15 protein-coding genes and 2 pseudogenes are annotated in these 22460 nt (G+C 72.7%); 12 read left to right on the forward strand and 5 right to left on the reverse strand.

Annotated features, from left to right (window positions below):
- The first annotated feature begins 39 nt into the window (after positions 1-39).
- On the forward strand, positions 40-1044 hold the full coding sequence (sph, locus tag HCC30_RS10930; RefSeq protein WP_346776584.1) for a sphingomyelin phosphodiesterase: 1005 nt from the start codon (positions 40-42) through the stop codon (positions 1042-1044).
- Positions 1045-1077: 33 nt separating this feature from the next.
- Here sph and HCC30_RS10935 read toward each other — a convergent pair whose 3' ends face one another.
- The 3 genes and pseudogenes from HCC30_RS10935 to HCC30_RS10945 form a co-directional block, all read right to left on the reverse strand.
- The gene (locus HCC30_RS10935) at positions 1078-1728 is read right to left on the reverse strand and encodes a DJ-1/PfpI family protein (protein ID WP_169442227.1); all 651 of its coding nucleotides are present in this window, start codon (positions 1726-1728) and stop codon (positions 1078-1080) included.
- A 70-nt stretch (positions 1729-1798) separates the two neighbouring features.
- Positions 1799-3529 (reverse strand): annotated as a pseudogene (locus HCC30_RS10940) (ATP-binding SpoIIE family protein phosphatase); the annotation flags it as partial.
- A gap of 369 nt (positions 3530-3898) precedes the next feature.
- Complete coding sequence (locus tag HCC30_RS10945) at positions 3899-6118, reverse strand: NADP-dependent isocitrate dehydrogenase (protein ID WP_169442229.1); 2220 nt, start codon at positions 6116-6118, stop codon at positions 3899-3901.
- Between the two features lie 506 nt (positions 6119-6624).
- On the opposite strand from HCC30_RS10945, the gene HCC30_RS10950 reads away from it, so the two are divergent.
- Positions 6625-9693 (forward strand): AfsR/SARP family transcriptional regulator, encoded by a 3069-nt coding sequence (locus tag HCC30_RS10950; protein WP_169442230.1) that lies wholly within the window; start codon positions 6625-6627, stop codon positions 9691-9693.
- Positions 9694-9723: 30 nt separating this feature from the next.
- Here the strand turns inward: HCC30_RS10950 and HCC30_RS10955 are convergent, their stop codons facing one another.
- Entirely contained in the window at positions 9724-10857 is a 1134-nt protein-coding gene (locus HCC30_RS10955; protein ID WP_169442231.1) for a hypothetical protein, read from the reverse strand.
- A gap of 55 nt (positions 10858-10912) precedes the next feature.
- Entirely contained in the window at positions 10913-11965 is a 1053-nt protein-coding gene (locus tag HCC30_RS10960; protein WP_169442232.1) for a TauD/TfdA family dioxygenase, read from the reverse strand.
- A 502-nt stretch (positions 11966-12467) separates the two neighbouring features.
- Here HCC30_RS10960 and HCC30_RS10965 point away from each other — a divergent pair.
- The 10 genes and pseudogenes from HCC30_RS10965 to carB all read left to right on the forward strand — a co-directional run.
- Positions 12468-13493, forward strand: coding sequence for an SGNH/GDSL hydrolase family protein (locus HCC30_RS10965; RefSeq protein ID WP_346776578.1), 1026 nt, complete (start codon positions 12468-12470; stop codon positions 13491-13493).
- 325 nt (positions 13494-13818) lie between these two features.
- Positions 13819-15993, forward strand: coding sequence for an iron-containing redox enzyme family protein (locus HCC30_RS10970; RefSeq protein WP_169442233.1), 2175 nt, complete (start codon positions 13819-13821; stop codon positions 15991-15993).
- 88 nt (positions 15994-16081) lie between these two features.
- A complete protein-coding gene (locus HCC30_RS10975; protein WP_169442234.1) occupies positions 16082-17935 on the forward strand; it encodes a carbamoyltransferase in 1854 nt (617 codons plus the stop codon).
- Between the two features lie 100 nt (positions 17936-18035).
- A complete protein-coding gene (locus tag HCC30_RS10980) occupies positions 18036-18689 on the forward strand; it encodes a formyltransferase family protein (RefSeq protein ID WP_169442235.1) in 654 nt (217 codons plus the stop codon).
- Positions 18686-19306, forward strand: a complete 621-nt coding sequence (locus HCC30_RS10985) for a LysE family translocator (RefSeq protein WP_206323614.1) — start codon at positions 18686-18688, stop codon at positions 19304-19306. The genes HCC30_RS10980 and HCC30_RS10985 overlap by 4 nt, the downstream gene beginning before the upstream one ends.
- A gap of 102 nt (positions 19307-19408) precedes the next feature.
- Positions 19409-19552 carry a hypothetical protein gene (locus tag HCC30_RS10990; RefSeq protein WP_169441893.1) on the forward strand — a complete coding sequence of 48 codons (144 nt, stop codon included), beginning with the start codon at positions 19409-19411 and terminating at the stop codon, positions 19550-19552.
- Between the two features lie 265 nt (positions 19553-19817).
- Positions 19818-20459 carry an AzlC family ABC transporter permease gene (locus tag HCC30_RS10995; RefSeq protein ID WP_169442236.1) on the forward strand — a complete coding sequence of 214 codons (642 nt, stop codon included), beginning with the start codon at positions 19818-19820 and terminating at the stop codon, positions 20457-20459.
- Positions 20459-20785 carry an AzlD domain-containing protein gene (locus HCC30_RS11000; protein WP_169442237.1) on the forward strand — a complete coding sequence of 109 codons (327 nt, stop codon included), beginning with the start codon at positions 20459-20461 and terminating at the stop codon, positions 20783-20785. The genes HCC30_RS10995 and HCC30_RS11000 overlap by 1 nt, the downstream gene beginning before the upstream one ends.
- Complete coding sequence (gene carA, locus HCC30_RS11005; RefSeq protein ID WP_169442238.1) at positions 20785-21915, forward strand: glutamine-hydrolyzing carbamoyl-phosphate synthase small subunit; 1131 nt, start codon at positions 20785-20787, stop codon at positions 21913-21915. Before HCC30_RS11000 ends, carA begins: the two co-directional genes overlap by 1 nt.
- Positions 21908-22460 (forward strand): annotated as a pseudogene (carB, locus tag HCC30_RS11010) (carbamoyl phosphate synthase large subunit); the annotation flags it as partial. The gene carA and the pseudogene carB, both read left to right, overlap by 8 nt.

The following is a 22460-nucleotide window of genomic DNA, read 5'->3' on the forward strand; positions in this document are numbered from 1 at the left end:
GGCCCGACGGAAACCACCCGCCCCCCACATCACCGGGAGATCCCAGTGCGCGTCCCGATACCGGTCCTCCGCACGACCCGCGCCCTCACCGTGGCCACCGCGCTCGCCGCGACGGCCCTGACCGGCGCCGTACCGGCCGCCGCCGCGGCCCCGTCCGGCTCCGGGGAGACCACGCCCCGGCTGAAGGTGCTCACCTACAACACCTTCCTGTTCAGCAAGAACCTCTACCCCAACTGGGGCCAGGACCACCGCGCGCAGGCCATCCCCGAGGCCGGGTTCTTCCAGGACCAGGACGTGGTGGTGCTCCAGGAGGTCTTCGACAACTCCTCCTCGGACGCGCTGATGCGCAAGGCCGCCGACCGCTACCCGCACCAGACCCCGGTGGTCGGCCGCGGCAAGGACGGCTGGGACGCCACCGGCGGCGCCTACTCGGGCGCCACCCCGGAGGACGGCGGCGTCGCCGTGCTCAGCAAGTGGCCGATCCTGCACAAGGAACAGCACGTCTACGCCGACGCCTGCGGCTCCGACGCCATGTCCAACAAGGGCTTCGCCTACGTGGTGCTGGACGTGAACGGCACGAAGGTGCACGTGGTCGGCACGCACACCCAGGCCACCGACTCCTCCTGCGGCGACGGCGAGGACGTCGCCGACCGCGCCCGCCAGTTCCGCGCGATCGACAGCTTCCTCGACGCCAAGAACATCCCGGGCGACGAACAGGTCCTGGTCGCCGGGGACATGAACGTCGACCGGCACGGCGAGGAGTACCCCTCGATGCTGGGCAACGCGGGCCTGGTCGCGGCCGACGAGCGCACCGGGCACCGGTACTCGTTCGACACCGCGGAGAACTCCGTCGCCGCAGACCGCTACCCGGACGACCCGAGCGAGGACCTGGACTTCGTCCTGCACCGCGAGGGCCACCTGCGCCCGGAGGGCTGGGGCAACCACGTCGTCAAGGAGCGCTCCGCGCCCTGGACGGTGAAGAGCTGGGGCAAGGAGTACACCTACACCAACCTCTCCGACCACTACCCGGTCACCGCGAACTGACGGGCGGCGAAGTGCCGTGCGGGCGGGGGCCGTTCAGCTCCCGCCCGTGCCCGGCTCCACGATCAGCCCGCTGGCCCGGAGCGACTCGACGAGTTCGGGGCGGGCCGTCTCGGTGGAGCCCGAGGAGTAGGGCGGGCGCGGGTCGTACTCCACGACCAGTTGCACCGCCTCGGCCGTGGCGTCGCCCGCGATCCGGCCCGTGAGGTGCAGCGCGAGGTCGATGCCGGCCGAAACCCCGGCGGCCGTCGCGTACTTGCCGTCGAAGACGACCCGCTCCCCGGAGGGGGCCGCACCGTACTCGGCCAGCGCGTCCCGCAGCATCCAGTGCGTGGTGGCCTGCCGGCCGCGCAGCAGTCCGGCGGCGGCGAGCAGCAGCGAGCCGGAGCAGACGGACGTGGTCCAGGTGGTCGTCGCGTCCACGGCGCGCAGCCAGTCGAGGTGACGCGCGTCCGCCATCAGCGCGTGCTGGCCCGGGCCGCCGGGCACCAGCAGCAGGTCGGCCTCGGTGACGTCCTCCAGCGCGGCCTGCGCCGTCAGCCGCAGACTGCCGGTGTCCGCGGTGACCGGGCCGGGGCGGCCGGCGGCGAAGACGACCTCGGCGCCGGGAATCCGGGCCAGGATCTCGTACGGGCCGACGGCGTCGAGCGACGTGAACTCCTCGTACAGCAGGATCACTGTCTTCACAGGGCGCTTCCCTCTCCAGACGTCCGGCGCCTCACGCGCCGGTGCGGCCAGTACACCAGGAGGCGTCCGGTCAGAGTTCGTCGGTCCACTGGTCGAGGAGGTCGTCGGTGGTCTCCTCGTCCGGGTCGCCGGAGGACGGGACGTGCAGCGGCTGTTCGGTCCAGATGACCTTGCCGCGCGCGGTGTAGCGGGTGCCCCAGCGCTGGGTGAAGCGGGCGACGAGGAACAGCCCGCGCCCGCCCTCGTCCGTGGTGGTCGCGCGGCGCAGGTGCGGGGAGGTGCTGCTGCTGTCGGCGACCTCGCAGATCAGGCTGTTGCGCTCGCGCAGCAGCCGCAGCCGGATCGGTCCGGTGCCGTACCGGATGGCGTTGGTGACCAGCTCGCTGATGATGAGCTCGGTGGTGTACGCGACCTCGGCCAGCCCCCACTGCTCCAGCTGCCGGTCGACCTGCGCGCGCAGCGGGGCCACGGCGGCCGGCTCCGGCACCACGTCCCAGTCGGCGACCTGCGACGGGTCCAGCAGCCGGGTGCGCGCCACCAGCAGCGCGATGTCGTCGACGGGACGTCCCGGCAGCAGCGCCTCCAGCACCGCGGCGCACGCCTCCTCGGGGGACCGGCCCGGGTGGCCGGACAGCGCGCCGCGCAGCCGGTCCAGGCCGGCGCCGAGATCGTGGTCCGGGGCCTCGATGAGCCCGTCGGTGAACAGCGCGAGCAGGGACCCGGCGGGCAGCTGGAGCTCGGCGGTCTCCACCGGCAGCCCGGCCCCCAGGCCCAGCGGCGGGGAGACGGGCACGTCGGGGAAGCTGACCGTCCCGTCGGGCGCGACCAGCGCGGGCGGCGGGTGCCCGGCCCTGGCCAGGGTGGCCCGTCCCGTGACGGGGTCGTAGATCGCGTACAGGCAAGTGGCGCCGGTGAGGCCGGGTGCCTCGCCGTCGTGGGCGCCCTCGCTGCCGTTGTCGATGTCGCTGCGGGAGGCCAGCTCGTCCAGGTGTCCCAGGAGCTCGTCGGGCGGCAGGTCGAGCGCGGAGAAGTTGTGCACGGCGGTGCGCAGCCGACCCATGGTGGCGGCCGCGTGCAGCCCGTGCCCGACGACGTCGCCGACCACGAGGGCCACCCGCGCCCCGGGCAGCGGGATCACGTCGAACCAGTCGCCGCCGACCCCGGCCTGTGCGGGCAGGTAGCGGTGCGCCGCCTCCAGCGCGGTGTGCTCGGGCAGGCTGCGCGGCAGCAGGCTGCGCTGGAGGGTGACGGCCATGTCGTGCTCGCGGGTGTAGCGGCGGGCGTTGTCGAGGGAGAGCGCGGCGCGGGCCGCGAGCTCCTCGGCGAAGGACAGGTCGTCCTCGTCGAAGCGGTCCGACTCCGCGCGCCAGAAGTCGGCCATGCCGAGGACGACGCCGCGGGCCTGGAGCGGCACCGACAACAGCGAGCGGACGCCGAACTCCCGCACCCGCCGCGCCCGTTCGGGGTCCCGCCCCTGCCAGCGCCGGCCCGCGGCCTCCAGATCGGGCGCGAGAACCGAGTAGGCCCGGCCGAGACCGGTCTCCGGGACGGCGGGCAGGAAGCCGATCATCTCGCCCACGGGGGTGAACGGATGGTCGTCCCGGATGCCGTGGACGGCGACGCGCCGCATCTCGGTGGCCTCGCCCCCCGGCTCCTCACCGCTGAGCACCGGCTCGGCGAGCTCGACGGTGACGTAGTCGGCGAACCGGGGGACGGCGACCTCGGCCAGCTCCTGGGCGGTGCGCACCACGTCGAGCGTGGTCCCGATCAGCACCCCGGCGTCGTACAGCAGCTCCAGCCGGGTGCTGGCGGTGCTGGGCGGCCCGGGCGCCGCGTCCTCGCGGGCGGGCGCGGGCGGCGGGGCGGGGGCTGCGGGGTCGTCGGGGTCGTGCGGAATGCGGCGGCGGACGGAGGCGCGGGTGGCGGCGAGGGCCGCGGCGGCGCCGAGCGCGGCGTAGAGCAGCGGCGGCAACGGTCCTGAACCGTCCCCGGCGCGGTGGGCCGAGAATCGACCGTTTCGCCCTACCATGCCCCCTTTTCTAGCACGGGGCCGCGCCGCCGGTGCTGCCGAGGAGGGCCGATGAGGACCGGGGGCCGCGGGCGCCGGGGCACGGACAAGGCCCCCGGGCGGTACCCGGGGGCCTTGTCACCGCTCACTCGGACCGGAGGGTCAGCCGAGGATCGCGAGCGCCTCGTTCAGCGTCTTCGAGGGACGCATGACCGCGGACGCCTTGGCGTCGTCGGGCTGGTAGTAGCCACCGATGTCGGCGGGCGAACCCTGGACGGCGACGAGCTCGTCGAAGATCGTCTGCTCCTGCTCGCCCAGCGTCTTGGCCAGGGCCGAGAACGCCTCGGCGAGCTGCTGGTCCTCGGTCTGCGCGGCCAGCTCCTGGGCCCAGTAGAGGGCCAGGTAGAAGTGGCTGCCGCGGTTGTCGATCCCGCCGACGCGACGGCTGGGCGACTTGTTCTCGGCCAGGAACGTGCCCGTCGCCCGGTCGAGGGTGTCCGCGAGGATCTGCGCGCGGGCGTTGCCGGTCTTCTGCGCGAGGTGCTCGAAGCTGACCGCGAGGGCGAGGAACTCTCCCAGGCTGTCCCAGCGCAGGTAGTTCTCCTTGACCAGCTGCTGGACGTGCTTGGGGGCCGAGCCGCCCGCGCCCGTCTCGAACAGCCCGCCGCCGTTGATCAGCGGGACGACCGACAGCATCTTGGCGCTCGTGCCGAGCTCCAGGATCGGGAACAGGTCGGTCAGGTAGTCGCGGAGGACGTTGCCGGTGACGGAGATGGTGTTCTCGCCGCGGCGGATGCGCTCCAGGGAGAACGCGGTGGCGTCGACCGGCGACATGATCTCGATCCGCAGGCCCTCGGTGTCGTGCTCCGGGAGGTACTGCTTGACCTTGGCGATCAGGTTGGCGTCGTGCGCGCGGCCCTCGTCCAGCCAGAACACGGCCGGGTCGCCGGTGGCGCGGGCGCGGGTGACGGCGAGCTTGACCCAGTCCCGGATCGGCACGTCCTTGGTCTGGCACATCCGGAAGATGTCGCCCTCGCCGACGGCCTGCTCCAGCACGGCGGTGCCGCCGGCGTCCAGGACGCGCACGGTGCCGGTGCGGGGGATCTCGAAGGTCTTGTCGTGGCTGCCGTACTCCTCGGCCTTCTGCGCCATCAGACCGACGTTGGGCACGGAGCCCATCGTGGACGGGTCGTAGGCGCCGTTGGCCCGGCAGTCGTCGATGACGACCTGGTAGACGTCCGCGTAGCTGCTGTCCGGGATGACCGCGAGCGCGTCCTGCTCCTGGTCGTCCTTGTTCCACATGTGGCCGGACGTGCGGATCATCGCGGGCATGGAGGCGTCGACGATGACATCGCTCGGCACGTGCAGGTTGGTGATGCCCTTGTGCGAGTCGACCATCGCCAGGTCCGGGCCCTCGGCGAGCTCGGACTCGAAGGACGCCTTGATCGCCTCGCCCTCGGGCAGCGACTCCAGGCCCTTGAAGATGCCGCCGAGGCCGTCGTTCGGGGTGAGGCCGGCGGCGGCGAGCTGGGCACCGTACGCGGCGAAGGTCTTCGGGAAGAAGGCCCGCACGACGTGGCCGAAGATGATCGGGTCGGAGACCTTCATCATGGTGGCCTTCAGGTGCACGGAGAAGAGCACGCCCTCGGCCTTGGCGCGCGCGACCTGCGCGGTGAGGAACTCCCGCAGGGCCGCGACCCGCAGGACGGCCGCGTCGACGACCTCGTCCGCCAGCACCGGCACGGACTCCCGCAGCACGGTGGTGGAGCCGTCGTCACCGGCGAGCTCGATGCGCAGCGCGCCGTCCTCGGGGACGACGTAGGACTTCTCCGTGCTGCGGAAGTCGTCGCCGTCCATGTGCGCGACGTTCGTCTTCGAGTCGGCGCTCCAGGCGCCCATGCGGTGCGGGTTCGCCTTGGCGTAGTTCTTCACCGAGGCGGGCGCGCGGCGGTCGGAGTTGCCCTCGCGCAGCACCGGGTTCACGGCGCTGCCCTTGACCTTGTCGTACCGGGCGCGGATGTCCCGCTCCTGGTCCGTCTGCGGGTCGTCGGGGTAGTCGGGCAGCGCGTAACCCTGCTCCTGGAGCTCGGCGATCGCGGCCTTCAGCTGCGGAATCGACGCCGAGATGTTCGGCAGCTTGATGATGTTCGCCTCGGGCGTCTTGGCCAGCTCGCCGAGCTGCGCCAGGGCGTCGTCGATGCGCTGCCCCTCTTCCAGCCACTCGGGGAAGCCCGCGATGATGCGTCCCGCGAGGGAGATGTCGCGGCTCTCCACGTCCACACCCGCGGTCGAGGCGTACGCCTTGACCACGGGCAGGAACGAGTAGGTGGCGAGGGCCGGGGCCTCATCGGTCTGCGTGTAGATGATCGTCGAGTCAGTCACGATGCTCCGATTCACGTCCCATATCGTCTCGACATCAAGATATCTCGTACCGCCCCGCTCCCGACAGCACCCCCGCCCGGGACGCCGCGCGCCCCGTGTGCGCCCCGCCCGGGGCCGGGACGCACGGGCCGCCCCTCCCGTCAAGCGGCCGGAATTCGCTGACGAACAGGCACCGCCCGGCCAGATTCCATCGCTCCACCCCTCCGCCGTGACCGGGGCCCGCGATACTCGGGTGCGGCAGCGGGGCGCGGGTGGGGCAGGTCCGCGCAGGGGCCCGGACGGGCCCACGGGAGAGGCGGGGGCCAGAGGCAGGGACGGGGACGCGGCGGGCCGCGCCCCGCCGGGAACCGGCACCGACCTCGCAAAGTGGTCGGCCGCCTGAGGCCGGGGGAAGACCCGTTCCCCCCGCAGTGCGCACACTGTCCGAGGGGCGCGCTGTTCCGGGGCGCGGGCACGGGCGCCCTTTCGGGTCTGCAGTCTTCGATCGTCGGGGAGAGGAAGAGGGCGTGGAAGCCGGAGTACTCGGACCACTGAAGGCGGCCCACCGGGGGGAGTCGGTGCGGATCTCCTCGGGACAGCAGCGCACCCTGCTGGCCACACTGCTGCTCCACGCCAACGAGGTCGTCTCCCAGGACCAGTTGGTGGACGTGCTGTGGGACGAGCGGCCACCCCGGAACGCGCACACCGCCGTCCGCACCTATGTGATGCGGCTGCGCCAGTCGCTGGGCTCCGTGCTGGGCGCCCGGGTGCTGACGCGGGCCGGCGGGTACCTCGTCCAGGCCGAGCCGGACGAGATCGACCTGCTGCACTGCGGCAGGCTGCACCGGTCCGCGCAGACCGCCGTCCGCGCGGACCACTGGATACCCGCCGAACGCGACCTGCGGACCGCGCTGGCCCTGTGGCGCGGCGAACCCCTCGTCGACGTGGCCTCCCAGCGGCTGCGCGACCAGGAACTGCCCACCATCGAGCAGCTCCGGCTGGACGTGCTGGAGCTGCACTACGACGTCCAACTGGCCCTCGGCGCGCACCAGGAGGTGCTGCGGGAGCTCCAGTCCGCCGTCGACCGCTACCCGCTGCGCGAGCGGTTCTGCGTCCAGCTGATGACGGCGCTGCACCACGCGGGACGGCGCAGCGACGCGCTGGACGCCTACCGCGAGACGGGCCGGCGGCTCGCCGAGGAGCTGGGCATCGACCCGGGCCAGGAGATGCGCCGCCTCCAGCAGCAGATCCTCACCGACACCGTCCCCGAGCCCCGGCAGGCCACCACCGTCCGCCGGCCCGGGAGCGCCGAGGGCGAGCCCGAGGCGCGGGAGCCCGCGCCGGACCGGCCCCGGGAGCAGGCGCCGTGGGACGGGCCGCCGGGCGAGGCGGCGCGGGACGAGGAGGACGGGAGCGCGCGCCGGGAGCACCCGGAGGGGCGCGCGTACCAGGACGGGCGGGACGGCCGGGAGGACGGGGAGGGGCCCGGGCGGGAGGAGACTCCGCGGGCCGTGGGGCGGCACGGGATCGTGCCGCGTCAACTCCCCGTCGCCACCTCGCACTTCACGGGGCGGGAGGCCGAGCTGCGGATGCTGGACGAGATCCGCGAGGTCCGGCGGGACCCGCGGCAGGGCGCCGTGGTGGTGCCCGTCGTCGGGATCGGCGGCATCGGCAAGACAGCGCTGGCCGTGCACTGGGCGCACCGCGTCGCCGGGGAGTTCCCGGACGGGCAGCTCTTCGTGGACCTGCACGGCTTCGACCCCACCGGCGTCCCGCTCGCGCCGTCCCTGGCGGTGCGGCGGCTGCTGGACGCCTTCGAGGTCCCCGAGGAGCGGATACCGGCCGACTTCGAGGCGCAGTGCGCGCTCTACCGCAGCGTCCTCGTCGACCGCCGCGTCCTGCTGGTGCTGGACAACGCGCGGGACGAGGAGCAGATCCGTCCGCTGCTGCCCGCCGGGTCCGGCTGCATGGTGGTGGTCACCAGCCGCCAGCAGCTGCCCGGGCTGCTGATGGGCGACGCGGGGCAGGGCATCCACCTGGACCTGCTGTCGAAGGAGGAGACCCGCAGCCTGTGCGAGCGGGTGCTGGGCCCCGAACGCTTCGCGGGGACGGACGAGTTCGCCTCCACCATGATCGAGCTCTGCGGCAGGATGCCGCTGACCACCCGCATCCTGCTGGCGAGCGCCACCGCCCAGCCCCGGCTGAGCCTGCGCGAGGTGATCGGCCACTTCGAGGCCGTCCCCAGCCGGCTGGACCGCTTCGAGACCGGCGACACCCGCACCAGCGTGCGCACCGCGCTGGTCGGCTCGTACCGCAACCTCTCCCCCGTCGGCGCCCGGCTGTTCCGGGCGCTGGGGCTGTACCGCGGCGGGCGGGTCTCGCTGCGGGCCGCCGCCGCGCTGGTCGGCGCCCCCGCGAGCGACACCTACTCGGCCGTGTCCGAACTCGCCCGCCACCACCTGGTCACGCTCGACGGTCCGGGCCGCTACGCGATGCACGACATCGTCCGCGAGTACGCGCTGGAGCAGGCCCGCCGCGGCAGCGAGGAAACCGCGGCCGGTGAGGGCGGGGCCGCCGTGGAGCGGCTGCTCGCCTACTACCTGCACTCCGCGCAGCACGCCGCGACGCTCGCCGACCCGGCCGCCGCGCAGCACTGCGGCCCGCTGCCCGAACCGTGCCCGCGCGAGGTGCCCGTCGAGTGCTTCCCGGACGCGACCAGCGCGCGGGAGTGGTTCGTCCGCGAGCGGCACGCGATGCTCGCGCACCTCGCGCACGCCCGCGAGGACGGCTTCCCCCGCTTCAGCTGGCTGCTGGCCGAGCGGATGGCCGTGTTCCTGCGCCGCTCGGGCCACTGGCAGGAGTGGGCGTACGCGGCGCGCTGCGCGATGGCCGCCGCCGTCGCGGAGGGCGACAGCGACGAGGGCGAGGCACCGGCCCAGCTCCAGCTCGGCTGGGCCACCGACCTCACCGACCGGGGCCCGGCCGCGCACACGCACCTGCTGCGGGCCCTGGAGCTGTACCACCGGCTGGGCGACGCGGACGGGCAGGCGCGGGCCCGGCTGCGGCTGGCCCGCTTCTGCGGGCGCCGCGAGCAGGAGGACGACTTCCGCTCCCACGTCCGGGGCGCGCTGGCGCTGTTCCGGGAGACGGGCGACCGGGACGGCGAGGCCGAGACGCTGAACACCTTCGGCTGGTACTGCACCGAGTTCGGCGACCACGACACGGCCGTCGACGCGCTGGGCCGGGCCCTTCAGCTGTACCGGGAACTGGACAACCGGCACGGCGAGGCCGACGTGTGGGACAGCCTCGCCTGGGCGCACCACCGCGCCGGGGCCGGGGAGGAGGCGCGGCGCTGCTATCTGCGGGCGATCGAACTGGACGCCTCGCTGGACCAGTTGGGCAGCCGCAACAACCAGGCGCAGACCCTGGTCCGCTGCGGCGAGCTGCATCTCTCGCTGGGCGACCGGGCCGCGACGGCCGAGTACTGGCGCCGCGCGATCCGCATCCTGGACGAACTCGGCCTCCCGGAGGCCGAGTCGCTGCGGGCCAGGACCCGGGTCCTGGAGGAGGAGATGCGCCCGGCCACCGTCGACTGACGCCCCGGGCGCCTTTGCGGGCGGCCGGCGTCAACGGGCGGCGCCGCTCGGCCCGTTGGCCTGGACGTCGGCGTCGCGGGTTCCGGTGCGTCCGGTGTCCGCCGTGCCGGGGACGGGGCCGCCGCCCTGGCCCGCGAGCGGTCCCGGCTCGGTGGGGGCGCGGGACGGGACGGTGGGCGGGGGGCCGCTGGTCAGCAGGTCGTCCAGCCAGGTGCCGTACAGCTCGCAGCCCGGGTGGCAGCCGGCCGGGCCCGCGGCCTCCCCCGGGCCGACATGGACGCCGCCGACGACCACGCCCGCCGGACCGGTCCGGCACTCCACCTGGAACGGTCCCGTCCGCAGCCCGAGCACCTGGAGCGCGGCGCACACCTCGGCGCGCACGGCCGCCTCCGGGTCCCGGGCCGGAGCGGCGGAAGCGGCGGGCGGGGTCCGGGGGCGGGGCACCGGCGCGGCCGCGGCCGGTTCCGGGGCGGCAGGCTGCCGGGTGACGGCCAGGACGCGGGGGCGGCCGGCGAGGAGCACCCCGTCGACGCGGTATCCGACGCCGCCCACCCAGGACTCGACGAGGACCGGGGCCCGCTCGTCCGCGCCGGCGGCCCGGAACGCGTCCGGCAGCCGGTCCGCCTCGGTGACCAGGCTGACCCGCCCGGGCCCGGCGCCGTCCCGTGGCCGGACGACCACGCGGCCGCTGGCGAGCAGCAGTTCCTCGGCCTGTTCCGGGCGGGTGCACAGCAGCAGCCGCGGCTGCCGGAATCCGTGTCTGCGCAGGTAGTCGCGACATCGGTCGCGCATCCGCACCCGGCGTACGGCGGTGAGCGGGTTGCCCGGCAGGCCGAGCGCCTCGGCGACGGCGGCGGCGGACTCGGCGGCGTCCTCTCGGAAGCCGAGCACCGCGTCGAAGCGGGGGCCCTGCGCCCAGCTCCAGGCGACGCAGCCGGTGACGTCGCCGTGGTCGAGGGCGTGCACCTCGTCGGCGAGCGCGGTCAACTCGGGCGCTGCGGCCAGGTGTTCGGCGCGGTCGGTGAGCACGATCCGGCTGTCGCGGTCGCGCAGCCGGAAGAGGGTGACGAGCGCGCTGTCGTGCGCGTCCCAGTCCGCGCGCGGTACGGCGCCGCCGAGGAGCAGGGTCGTGCTCGGGGCGGTGGGGCGGGGTACGGCGGGCATGCGCGTCAGTCCCCGGTGCCGCGTCGGCGGACGGCTCCGGGCTCGCGCGGGCACCTCACGAGATCACCCGGGAGGCCGCGGGCGCGCGCAGGTCACGGGAGCGGCGCGGATCGCCGGTGACGGTGATCTTCTTCAGCCAGCGGTCGGTGCCGTCGAAGCGCGCGGTGAAGTCCTGCCTGCCGTGCACGGCACGGTGGTTGTCGACGACCAGGACCTCCCCGGGCCGCAACGCGACGCTCTGCTGGGCGCTTTCGAGCTCCTCGACCAGGTGCTTCAGCGCGAGTCCGGCCTCGGTGTCGCCGGGCAGGCAGCGCATGTAGCAGGGGTCGATGCGCAGCCGGAGCCCCTCGGTGGTGTGCTCCGGGCTCCCGGTGCCGGGTGCGGCGGAGAGGACGGCCACCGGCTCGGGGTCGTCGCGCATGGCGAGCATCCGGGCGAGCGCGGGCGAGTGCGGGTCGTTGCGGGCCAGCTGTCTGAGGTGCTCCTCGTCGGGGAGGATGTGGAACCGCTTCTGGGCGAGCACCGCGCGGTGTTCGGCGCCGAGCGTCACGTCCCGCACCGAGGCGAGGGTGGTGCCGGTCGCGTCGTGGTTCCGCAGGCCGAGCAGGATCAGGTGGTCGCAGCGGTGCGGGTGGAAGGCGTCCTCGGTGTGCCACTCCAGGTGTACCTGCCCGTGGCCGCTCTGCTGCACCTCCTCGCCCGCGATCGGCAGCATGTTCTGGATCAGGCGGCCGCGCTGGAGCGTGGACCAGGCGAAGGGTTCGCCCGTCGCGAGCCCGAGCAGGGCCAGCCAGCGCTCCTCGCGGCGGGCCGCCGGGGAGGCGGCGGCCTCGCGCCAGTGCGCCGGGGTCGGGCCGATCGCCGCGTCGTCCACCCCGAAGCCGCGGATCAGCCCTGCGGGCGGGGACGCGGCGGAGCGCAGCCCGCGCAGGAAGCGGCGCAGCCCGGAGGGCAGCCGGTGCGCCAGTTCCCGCACCTGCTCGTAGTACGCCTCGCTGCCCGGATCGTCCGACGGAGAGCAGTGCGCCGCATCGCTCAACAGCGCTTCCAGATCGCGCAGTTCGGCGGTGCTCAGGTCGTACACAGCAGGGGTGTCGAGCCGCGGCATTGCGCTCCCTCCGTCAGGGCCCGGACGTCTTCCGGGGCGATCACGAAGAGACTCCTTCGGGCCTGTATCACCGCCGTATCACCGCGGTAGCGCGGCACTCCGGGCCGCGGCTGACGGGGTGTTACCGGGTCGTCTTCCCGAGTTGGCCGCCAAGTGGCCGGAGACGGACGGGGGTTGACCGGGAGCGAACCTGCTGTCACGCTTCTTCCACGGCACAGCTGTGCCCGAACCCGCCTCTGGCCTCCGCAAGGAGGGCCCGCAGGCACCCCGGACCCCGGCCGCGCGCCGGGGTTTCGTCATTTCCCGCGCGGGACCGCCGCCGGCCCCTCCCCCACGCGAGCGGGCCACGCTCCCGCCCGTGCACGACCCGCGCACGCACCACCCCGCATCCGCACCGCCGCACCACCGCACCGCGCCCGGCGCGCGGAACGCGGGCGGCCGGTGCTGCCCCGCCATGCCCTGGCGGGCACCGGTCATCCCTCTTCACAGGACGGAGTCACCCGTGTCCCATCGCGCTGACCTGACCCCCCAGATGCTCCAGTACGCGGAGAAGTTCGACGACCGCGGCGACATCCGCTGGATGCCGTACCTGATGTACTTCCACGCCGCCGGGCACCGCTCCGAGGTGGTCAACACCGACCGTCTCGGCTTCCGCTTCTCGCACGGCCCCGAGGGCTCGGCCGCCGGTGTCGGCGAGCAGCTGCCGGACGGCCCGGTGCGGCTGCTCGCCGGGAGCTCCACCGCGTTCGGCATCGGCGCCAGCAGCGACCGTCACACCCTGCCCTCGTACCTGTGGTCCCGGCACGCGCCGTCCCTGCCGTGGCTCAACTTCGCGGGGCGCAGCCACAATTCGACCCAGGAGATGCTGCTCTTCTCGCTCTACCGGCACCTGCTGCCGCAGGTGGACGAGATCGTGCTGTTCTCCGGCTTCAACAGCCTGGGCCTGAGCCGGCTCCCCGAGTCGGTGCGCGGCGACAGCGGCGCCTTCTTCAACTGCAACGACTTCTACGGGCAGATGGAGGAGCTGCGGGCCAAGAACCGCAAGAGCTCCGGCTTCGGCCTGTTCGGCTCCCGCAAGAACGCGGCGCCCGCGCCGGCCGACACCGCGGTGCCCGAACTGTCCGAGCAGATCGACCTGGCCACCGAGCTGACCGTCCGTAACCTCGACAACTGGCGGCTGCTCGCCCAGGGCATGGGCGCCAAGCTGACCTTCGTCATGCAGCCGCTGGCCACCTGGGTGCGGGAGGAGCCCGCGCCGGAGGAGAAGCTGCTCTTCCAGGAACTGGACGCGATCTCCGACTTCGGTGCGGTGTACGGCGACATCTCCTCCATGGAGGCGCAGGCGGCCTACGCCAAGGAACTGCGCGCGGGCTGCGAGCGGAGCGGCGTGAACTTCGTCGACCTCAACCCCGTCCTGGCCGACGCGCTCGGCCCGAAGGACTGGATCTTCGTGGACCGCATCCACTTCACCGACGAGGGCCACAACCTCGTCGCCGGTCTCCTCGCCCAGCAGCTCGGCCTCTCCTGACGCGCCCCGCGCCCGCGCGTCAACGCCCGGGTGCGCGCGCGTCGTTCAGAGCCCTGTGCGTCCACCGCACAGCGAACCGATCCGAAAGGCACACCCATGGGATTCCTGCGCAAGATCATCAACAAGCTGCTCGGCCGCAAACCGAAGCCGAAGAACGACGCCTCCATCTACCCGATGTTCTAAAGCGGTACGCCGCACCTCCCGGGCCCGGCCGTCACACCCCGGGCCCGGGCGGCCCGCCCCCTCCCGGGCCGCCCCGCTGCCGCCCCTCCCGCCCTCCCGAGTCCTGACGTCCTGACCCGACCCTCCAGAGAAGAGGTCACTCGTGTCCGCCGCTTCTGTGGCACCACCCACCGGGCCGACGACCCACGCGCCCACCGTCCGTACGGCATACCTGCGGGCCACCGACCCTGAGGCCGGTCTCCCCGGCGGCCGGCTGCTCGACCAGGTGCGCGAGGAACTGCGCCGCGCCGCCGTGCCGGACGACACCCTCGACGCCCTCGTCGAGCAGGCCGCGGCGTGGTCCGCCGAGGAAGCGGGCCGGTTCACGCGCCTGCTCGGCCTGCTCGACGACGCGGAGGACCGCGCCGTCCTCGTCCGCCGCGCCACCCTGGGCTGCGCGCCGCTGGCCCTGCACTCCGGCGCCTGGCTCCAGTGGCTGCCCAGCTCGGGCAACTGCGACGACCCGGCCGTGCTGCGCATGCTCGCGCTGTACGCGCACGACGTCGGCGTCGGCGCCCCGCACGCCTCGCGGGGCGACGCCTACCTCGCGCTGCTGCGGCACCTGAAGCTCTCCGAGAACGCGGTGCCCGCCAGCCGCCTCGTCGGCGACCAGCGCCTGGACGAGGGCCACTTCCTGCTGCCCGCGCTGCTGCTGACGATGAGCCGCAGGCCGGAGGACTTCACCCCGCAGCTCCTCGGCGCCGACCTGTGCCTGCGCTCGGTGGGCACGCTGCCCGCGCTGGCCCTGGTCCGCCAGGAGCTGCCCACGGCCACCGACTGGTCCGTGATCGACCCGTCCGGCGCCCGCGCCGAGGACGCCGACAGCGGGCTCACCATCAGCCGCGCCGCCGTCGAGGCCCTCGTCACCCGGGACGGCCCGGCCGCCGCCGACGAGGTGCGGCTCGGCTTCCGCTGGGCGCTGGCCGCGCTGCGGCAGTGGAGCGAGCGGCTGCACGAGGAACTGGACGTCGCCCGCGACCCGGTGTTCGAGATGGCCGAGCTGATGCGGCTGCGCTCCCGCGAGGGCGCCGTCTACCACCACACGTTCCCGCTGGAGGACAAGCCGCTCTCGGACTGGCTGCGGGAGTGCGCCACCGACCCGTACCCGATGCTGGAGGCGCTCTCCCGCAGCCGGCTGATCAAGCCGGGCAAGCCGGAGAAGAGCCCGCTGGTCACCGGTCTGGTCGGGGAACGCGGCCGGATGTTCCGGGTGTTCTCGCCCGAGGACCTGGCCGTCGTCCGCCGCTGGATCGGCTCGCTGAGCGGACCGGCCGAGCGGGGCGCGGGCCTCGGCGGCAACCCCGTACTGTCCGAGCCGCCCGCGCTGGCCCTGTCCGCCTGGGACGCGGCGGCCGAGGCGGCCGGTGCCGAGGCGGCTCCGCGCGACCTGCGCGAGGCGTACCACCAGCTGCTGCGCCGCACCGGCAGCCCGGCCCTGCGCGACTGGGCGACGACCTATGTGCACGGCTGGCTCGGCCGCTCCCGGCACGGCATCGACCGCGGCGGCATGCCGCTGCCCGACCGCTGGACGCCGCGCGGGCTGCGCCCCTGGCTGGTCGAGATGCACGACCAGCACAGCGAGGAGTTCGAGCGCGGCAGCGAGGACGAACTGCCCAGCAAGGAGGCGCTGATCGACGCCACCGTGCAGCAGGCGCCGCTCACCCTGATCGACGGCGCCTGGATCGCGGGCTTCACCGACTACGCGCACGCCTCCTCGCAGATCGGGCACTCGCTGTTCGACACCTACTGGGACGAACTCGGCAACGGCGAGGCGCACCTGAACCACCCGCTGATCTACCGCGAGGTCCTCGACGAGATGGGGGTGCACCTTCCCCCCACCGCCAGCCGGGAGTTCGCGCAGTGGGACGGGTTCCGGGACGGCTCCTTCGAACTGCCCGTCTACTGGCTGGCGATCGGCCGGTTCCCGCAGACGTTCCTGCCCGAGGTGCTCGGGCTGAACCTGGCGATGGAGCTGTCCGGCGTCGGCGGCAGCTACCGGCGGGCCCGGCTCGCGCTGAAGAAGTACGGCTTCAGCACCCGCTTCGTGGACATCCACAACACCGTCGACAACGTCGCGACGGGGCACTCCGCCTGGGCCGCCGACGCCATCGACACCTACCTCTCCTCGATCACCGCCTCGCAGGGCGAGGGCGCGCTGGACACCGCGTGGGACCGCATCCGCACCGGATACCGCTCCCTGAACCCGCCCTCGGGCTTCCGCGCCCGGCAGGCGGGCCGCCGCGCCGCGAACCTCGCCGCGCGCGGCCGCGCCCGCTGAACCGCCGCGCGCCGCACCGACCACCCACCCCTCGTCCGTCCCCGACGGACTCCGGGCACCCCCGGACTCTTCATCAGGAGCAGAACCCATGACGGAACTGGTGCTGGGCATCTCGGCCTACTACCACGACAGTGCCGCGGCGCTGGTCGCCGACGGCGTCCCGGTGGCCGCCGCCCAGGAGGAGCGGTTCACCCGCGTCCGGCACGACTCGGCCTTCCCCCGCAAGGCCGTCGAGTACTGCCTGCGCGAGGCGGGCGTCACCCTCGCCGACGTCTCCGCCGTCGCCTACTACGAGGACCCGGCGCTGAAGTTCCGCCGCGTCCTGACCACCTTCGCCGGTGCCGCGCCCGCGGGCTTCGCCTCCTTCCGCGACACCCTCCCGGCCTGGCTGTCCTGGAAGCGGCGGACCGCCGACGTGGTCCGCTCCCAGCTCGCCGCGCTCGGCCAGGGCTCCGTGCACGGCGGCGGTCCGCCGCTGGAGATCCGCCGGCACCACGAGTCGCACGCCGCCTCGGCGTTCCTGCCCAGCCCGTACGAGTCGGCCGCCGTGCTGTGCGTCGACGGCGTCGGCGAGTGGGCCACCACCACGCTGTGGCACGGCCGGGGCAGCGAGGTCGCGCCCGTCTCGGAGATCCGCTTCCCGCACTCGCTCGGGCTGCTCTACTCGGCCTTCACCTACTTCTGCGGCTTCAAGGTCGACTCCGGCGAGTACAAGCTGATGGGCCTCGCCCCGTACGGCACGCCCCGCTACGCGCAGCTCATCAAGGACCGGCTGATCGACATCAAGCCGGACGGCTCCTTCCGGCTGGACATGCGGTACTTCGAGTACCTGCGCGGCCAGGTGATGACCGGCAGCGGCTTCGAGACGCTGTTCGGCGGGCCGCGCCGCGCGCCCGAAGGGCCGCTGACCGAGCGCGAGTTCGACCTCGCGGCCTCCGTCCAGCAGGTCACCGAAGAGGTCGTCGTGCTGCTCGCCCGGCACGCCCGCAAGGTCACCGGCGAGCGGCACCTCGTCCTCGCGGGCGGCGTCGCGCTCAACTGCGTCGCCAACGGCCGGATCATCAACGAGAAGATCTTCGACGAGGTGTGGACGCAGCCGGCGGCCGGTGACGCGGGCGGCGCGCTCGGCGCGGCCCTGATTGTCGCGGCCGAGCGGGGCGCGCCCCGCTCGCACCTCGCGGAGGGCCGGGACGGCATGTCCGGCTCGCTGCTCGGCCCGGAGTTCAGCGACGAGGAGATCACCGCGTACCTGGACAGCCAGGGCGCCCCGTACACGGTGCACTCGCCGGACGAGCTGTGCGAGCGGGTCTCGGGCGTGCTCGCCGAGGGGAAGATCGCCGGCTGGTTCCAGGGCCGGATGGAGTTCGGGCCGCGCGCGCTCGGCGCCCGGTCCATCATCGGTGACCCGCGCGACCCGGCGATGCAGTCCGCGATGAACCTCAAGATCAAGTTCCGGGAGTCCTTCCGCCCGTTCGCGCCCTCGGTGCTCGCCGAGGACGCCAAGGACTACTTCGACCTGGACCAGCCCAGCCCGTACATGCTCGTCGTCACCGGCATCTCCCCCGCCCAGCGGCTGGAGACGGACGCCGGGCAGGAAGCGGACGTCACCGGCCTGGACAAGCTGAAGATCCACCGCTCGACCATCCCCGCGGTCACCCACGTCGACCACTCGGCCCGCGTGCAGACCGTCACGGAGGACAACAACGCGCCGTACCACCGGCTGCTGACCGCCTTCAAGGCGCGGACCGGCTGCCCGGTGCTGGTCAACACGTCCTTCAACGTGCGCGGCGAGCCGATCGTCGCCTCCCCGGCCGAGGCGTACGCATGCTTCATGCGGACGAACATCGACGTCCTCGCGCTCGGCAACGTGCTGCTGCGCAAGGAGGACCAGCCCGAGTGGAAGGAGGAGAGCGACTGGCGCGAGGCCATCCCGCTCGACTGAGCCCGGCCGCGCGCACCCCCGGCCCCGGACGCACCGGAGCCACCCGCACCACCGCACCACCGATTCACCGCACCTCAGGCACCACCAGAAAGGCGGCACCATGTCCCACTCCCGGACCGAGACCGGCTCGCACCCCGCCCCCGACGCGACCGACCCCCGCCAGGACCGGGTCCTGCTCCTGCTGTCCCCCGACCCGGACACCGTCGAATGGTGCCGCACCGCCGAGGAGTTCACCCGGGCCGTCTTCGCCGACGTCCAGGCCATCTACTGGGGCCACGGCGACCCGTACCCGGAGGAGCTCGACGCCTGGGAGGGCGAGTGGATCATCTCGTTCCGCGGTGACCTGATCGTCCCCGAGCGGGTCTACTCCAAGGCCGCCAAGGGCGCGATCAACTTCCACCCCAGCCCCCCGCACTTCCGGGGGCTGGGCGGCCACGTCTACGCCCTGCACGAGAACCACGAGACGTTCGGCACCACCTGCCACCACATGGCCAAGTCCGTCGACACCGGCCAGATCATCGACGTCAAGCGGTTCACCATCGCGCCCGGCGAGACCGCCACCGCGCTGCGCCACCACGTCGGCGCCGTCTCCCTGGCGCAGTACTTCGAGCTCGTCTCGGACCACATCGCCCAGGGCAAGCCGGTGCCGAGCTCGCCCGAGCAGTGGGGCGAACGTCTTTACACCAGCAAGCAGTTGAAGCAGTGGATCGAGGAGACGAAGGCCGTCGACCCCGGTCACCGGTGCTTCCAGTGATCCTTTCGGGTCAGTACGCGCTCTTCGCCGTGACCTTCGCCGCCTCGGCAGCGGCACCGGGGCCCGAGATCGCCGCGCTGCTCGGACGCCAGCTGTCCGGCGGCATCCCGCGCAGCGTCCCGCTCGCCCTCGGCATCGCCGTGGGCAAGTGGGCGATGCTCACCGCCGCCGTCGCCGGTCTCGCGGCGCTGGCGGCGGGCCTGGGCCCGGCCTTCGCGGTGCTCCAGTACTGCGGCGCGCTCTACCTGGTGTGGCTCGGCGTCAAACGGTGGCGCCGGGCCGGGGCCACCGTGCTCGCCGAGGAACACGAGGAGGGACGGCGGAAACTGCTGCCGGACCTCTCGCTGGGCCTGGCGATGACGCTGTCCAACCCCATCGCCCTCGCCTTCTACCTGGCCCTGCTGCCCGGCGTGATCGACATGGCGCACGTCGGCGTCGAGCAGTACCTGCTGCTCGTCGCCATCCTGCTGGGCGTGGTGGCACTCGTCGTCCTCGGCTACGGGCTGCTCGCCGAGGCGGCACGCAGGGCGTTCGCCGCCGAGAAGTCCAAGGTCTGGATCGACCGGATCGCGGGCTGCATGTTCATCGGCGCCGGCGCGCTCGTCGCCCTGCGCTGAACACGCCCCGTACCCAGGCCCGTCGGGGGCGGTGCGCCGCCGCCGTCCCCGACGGGCCCCGCAAGCCCCTGCCCGTCCACGAACGAAATGAGAGTGATTCCCGTGCGCACAGCACTCCTTGCCGTCGTCTACGCCGTCGTGGTCACGCCCGTCGGCCTGGTGAGCCGGCTGGTCCGTGATCCGCTCGCCCGGAAGTGGGACCGGAACGCGGGGACATACTGGGTCCCGTCCAGCCCGGCCCGCTGAGCGCCGGCCCCGAGCACCACGGGACACGACGGAACGTGAACGGGGAGGACGGCCGACCGCGGCCCGGCACGGCGATCCCGGCGCCGGGTACGCGCGGCCGTCCTCCCCGCCCGCTCGCCTGCCCCGCCGCGCGCCACGGCCGCGCGCGTAAACCGAGTCCCTAGGAGAGACAGTGCATCCGCCCCCACGACAGGAACACCTCGCTGACCGCCCCGAAGAGTCCTCCGGGGTACGGCAGGCGGTAAAGCTCACCGTCCCGGTCGCCATGGCCTACATTCCCCTGGGCATCGCCTTCGGCGTGCTGCTCACGGCCAGCGGCATCAACTGGTACTGGGCGCCGCTTTCCACGCTGGTCATCTACGCGGGGTCCATCGAGTTCCTCGCCGTCGGATTCATGGTCGCCGGACTGCCCGCGTACCAGGTGGCGTTCACCTCCTTCATCGTCAATTTCCGGCACATCTTCTACGGACTCTCCTTTCCGCTGCACAGACTGCGCACGAAATCCCAGAAGATCTACGGCGTCTTCGCGCTGACGGACGAGACGTACGGCATCACCACCGCGGGCCCCGGAACCGACCTGACCGGCCGGCAGATCACGATCCTCCAAGTGGTCAGCCACGTCTGGTGGGTGCTCGGCGCCCTGCTCGGCTCGCTCATCGGCCAGGTCATCCCGGACAGCGTCAAGGGCTTCGAATTCGCCCTCACCGCCATGTTCCTGACGCTGGCCGTCAACGCCGTCAAGGCCAGCAGGAGCATGGTCCTCGTCTACCTCGCGGCCGGTTCCGGCGTGGTCGGATTCCTCGTCGACAAGTATCTCGTCGGGGAGTCCTTCCTGATCGTGAGCCTCCTGCTCTACGTCGCCGCCGTCAGCTTCATGTACAAGAAGGAAAAGGAGGCGAAGGGCTGATGGTCAGCGACACCCAGGCACTCGTCGTCATCGCCGTCATCTCGCTGGTGACCATCGCCCTGCGCGTCATTCCGTTCTTCGCCATCGGACAGCTCTCGTCCAGCGCCTACATGAAGTACCTCGGCGAGAAGATGCCGACCGGCGTGATGATTCTCCTCGTCGCCTACACCGTCAAGGACGAGGACCTCACGACCTATCCCTACGGGCTACCCCTGCTCGGATCGCTCGTGGTCGCCGCAGTCATGTACTGGAAGACCGACAACTCCCTTCTCTCCATCGGGGGCGGACTCGCCCTCTACATGGTCCTGGTGAATTTGGTGATCTGATGCCGACTCGTAAGCATTCCCCGGCGACCCTCGTCCTGGAGGACGGCCGCAGTTTCCGCGGCCGTGCCTACGGGGCCGTGGGGGAGACGTTCGGTGAGGCAGTGTTCTCCACCGGCATGACCGGGTATCAGGAGACGCTGACCGACCCTTCGTACCGCCGCCAGGTGGTCGTGATGACCGCCCCGCACATCGGCAACACCGGAGTCAACGACGAAGACCCCGAGTCCCGGCGTATCTGGGTCTCGGGCTATGTGGTGCGCGATCCGGCGCGGGTTCCCTCGAACTGGCGCTCCGTGCGCCCGCTCGACGAGGAACTCCGCGCCCAGGGCGTGGTCGGGATCAGCGGAATCGACACCCGCGCGCTCACCCGTCATCTGCGCGAACGGGGCGCGATGCGGGCCGGCGTCTTCTCCGGCGATTCCCTGGCCGACGAGGCGACCCTGCTCTCCCGGGTACGGAACGCACCGCCGATGCAGGGCGCCGATCTCTGCGGCGAGGTGGCGACGGAGAAGGCGTACGTCGTCCCCGCCGTCGGTGAGAAGCGTTTCACCGTCGCTGCCGTCGATCTCGGCATCAAGGGAATGACGCCGCGGCTGATGGCGGAACGCGGTATCGAGGTGCATGTGCTGCCGCCCTCGTCCACCGTCGAGGATCTCTATTCCGTGCGTCCGGACGGGGTGTTCTTCTCCAACGGCCCGGGTGATCCCGCCACGGCGGAGCACCCGGTGGAATTGATGCGTGCGGTGCTGGAGCGGAAAACCCCGCTGTTCGGTATCTGCTTCGGCAATCAGATTCTCGGCCGGGCGCTGGGTTTCGGCACGTTCAAGCTGAAGTACGGGCACCGGGGCATCAATCAGCCGGTCCAGGACCGGACGACCGGCAAGGTCGAGGTGACGGCGCACAACCACGGGTTCGCCGTGGACGCGCCGCTGGACGGGGCGAGCGAGACCCCGTACGGCCGGGCCGAGGTCTCCCATGTGTGCCTGAACGACGACGTGGTGGAGGGCCTGCGCCTGCTCGACCGGCCGGCCTTCAGCGTCCAGTACCACCCGGAGGCGGCGGCCGGTCCGCACGACGCCGCGTATCTCTTCGACCGTTTCACGAGCCTGATGGAGGGCCAGCGTGCCTAAGCGCACCGACATCCAGTCCGTCCTGGTCATCGGCTCGGGACCGATTGTGATCGGCCAGGCTGCCGAGTTCGACTATTCCGGTACCCAGGCTTGCCGGGTCCTCAAGTCCGAGGGCCTGCGGGTGATTCTGGTGAATTCCAACCCGGCCACGATCATGACCGACCCGGAGATCGCCGACGCGACGTACGTCGAGCCGATCACTCCCGAATACGTGGCGAAAATCCTCGCGGAGGAACGCCCGGACGCGCTCCTGCCCACCCTGGGCGGGCAGACGGCGCTGAACACCGCCATCGCCCTGCACGATTCCGGGGTGCTGGAGAAGTTCGGCGTGGAGCTGATCGGCGCGAACGTCGAGGCGATCAACAAGGGTGAGGACCGGGAACAGTTCAAGGACGTCGTGGAGGCCGTCCGGCGGAAGACCGGGCACGGCGAATCCGCGCGTTCCTACATCTGCCACTCGATGGACGATGTGCTCAACGGGGTCGAGGAGCTGGGCGGTTACCCGGTGGTGGTGCGTCCCTCGTTCACGATGGGCGGTGCCGGTT

The organism is Streptomyces sp. HNM0574, from assembly GCF_012726235.1.
Taxonomy (GTDB): Bacteria; Actinomycetota; Actinomycetes; order Streptomycetales; family Streptomycetaceae; genus Streptomyces.

Coding starts and splice junctions, on each gene's coding strand:
- HCC30_RS10955 (WP_169442231.1), bottom strand. CDS start 10,857: ATGCCCGCCGTACCCCGCCCCACCGCCCCGAGCACGACCCTGCTCCTC.
- HCC30_RS10960 (WP_169442232.1), bottom strand. CDS start 11,965: ATGCCGCGGCTCGACACCCCTGCTGTGTACGACCTGAGCACCGCCGAA.
- HCC30_RS10975 (WP_169442234.1), top strand. CDS start 16,082: ATGACGGAACTGGTGCTGGGCATCTCGGCCTACTACCACGACAGTGCC.
- HCC30_RS10980 (WP_169442235.1), top strand. CDS start 18,036: ATGTCCCACTCCCGGACCGAGACCGGCTCGCACCCCGCCCCCGACGCG.
- HCC30_RS10995 (WP_169442236.1), top strand. CDS start 19,818: ATGGCCTACATTCCCCTGGGCATCGCCTTCGGCGTGCTGCTCACGGCC.
- HCC30_RS11000 (WP_169442237.1), top strand. CDS start 20,459: ATGGTCAGCGACACCCAGGCACTCGTCGTCATCGCCGTCATCTCGCTG.
- carA (WP_169442238.1), top strand. CDS start 20,785: ATGCCGACTCGTAAGCATTCCCCGGCGACCCTCGTCCTGGAGGACGGC.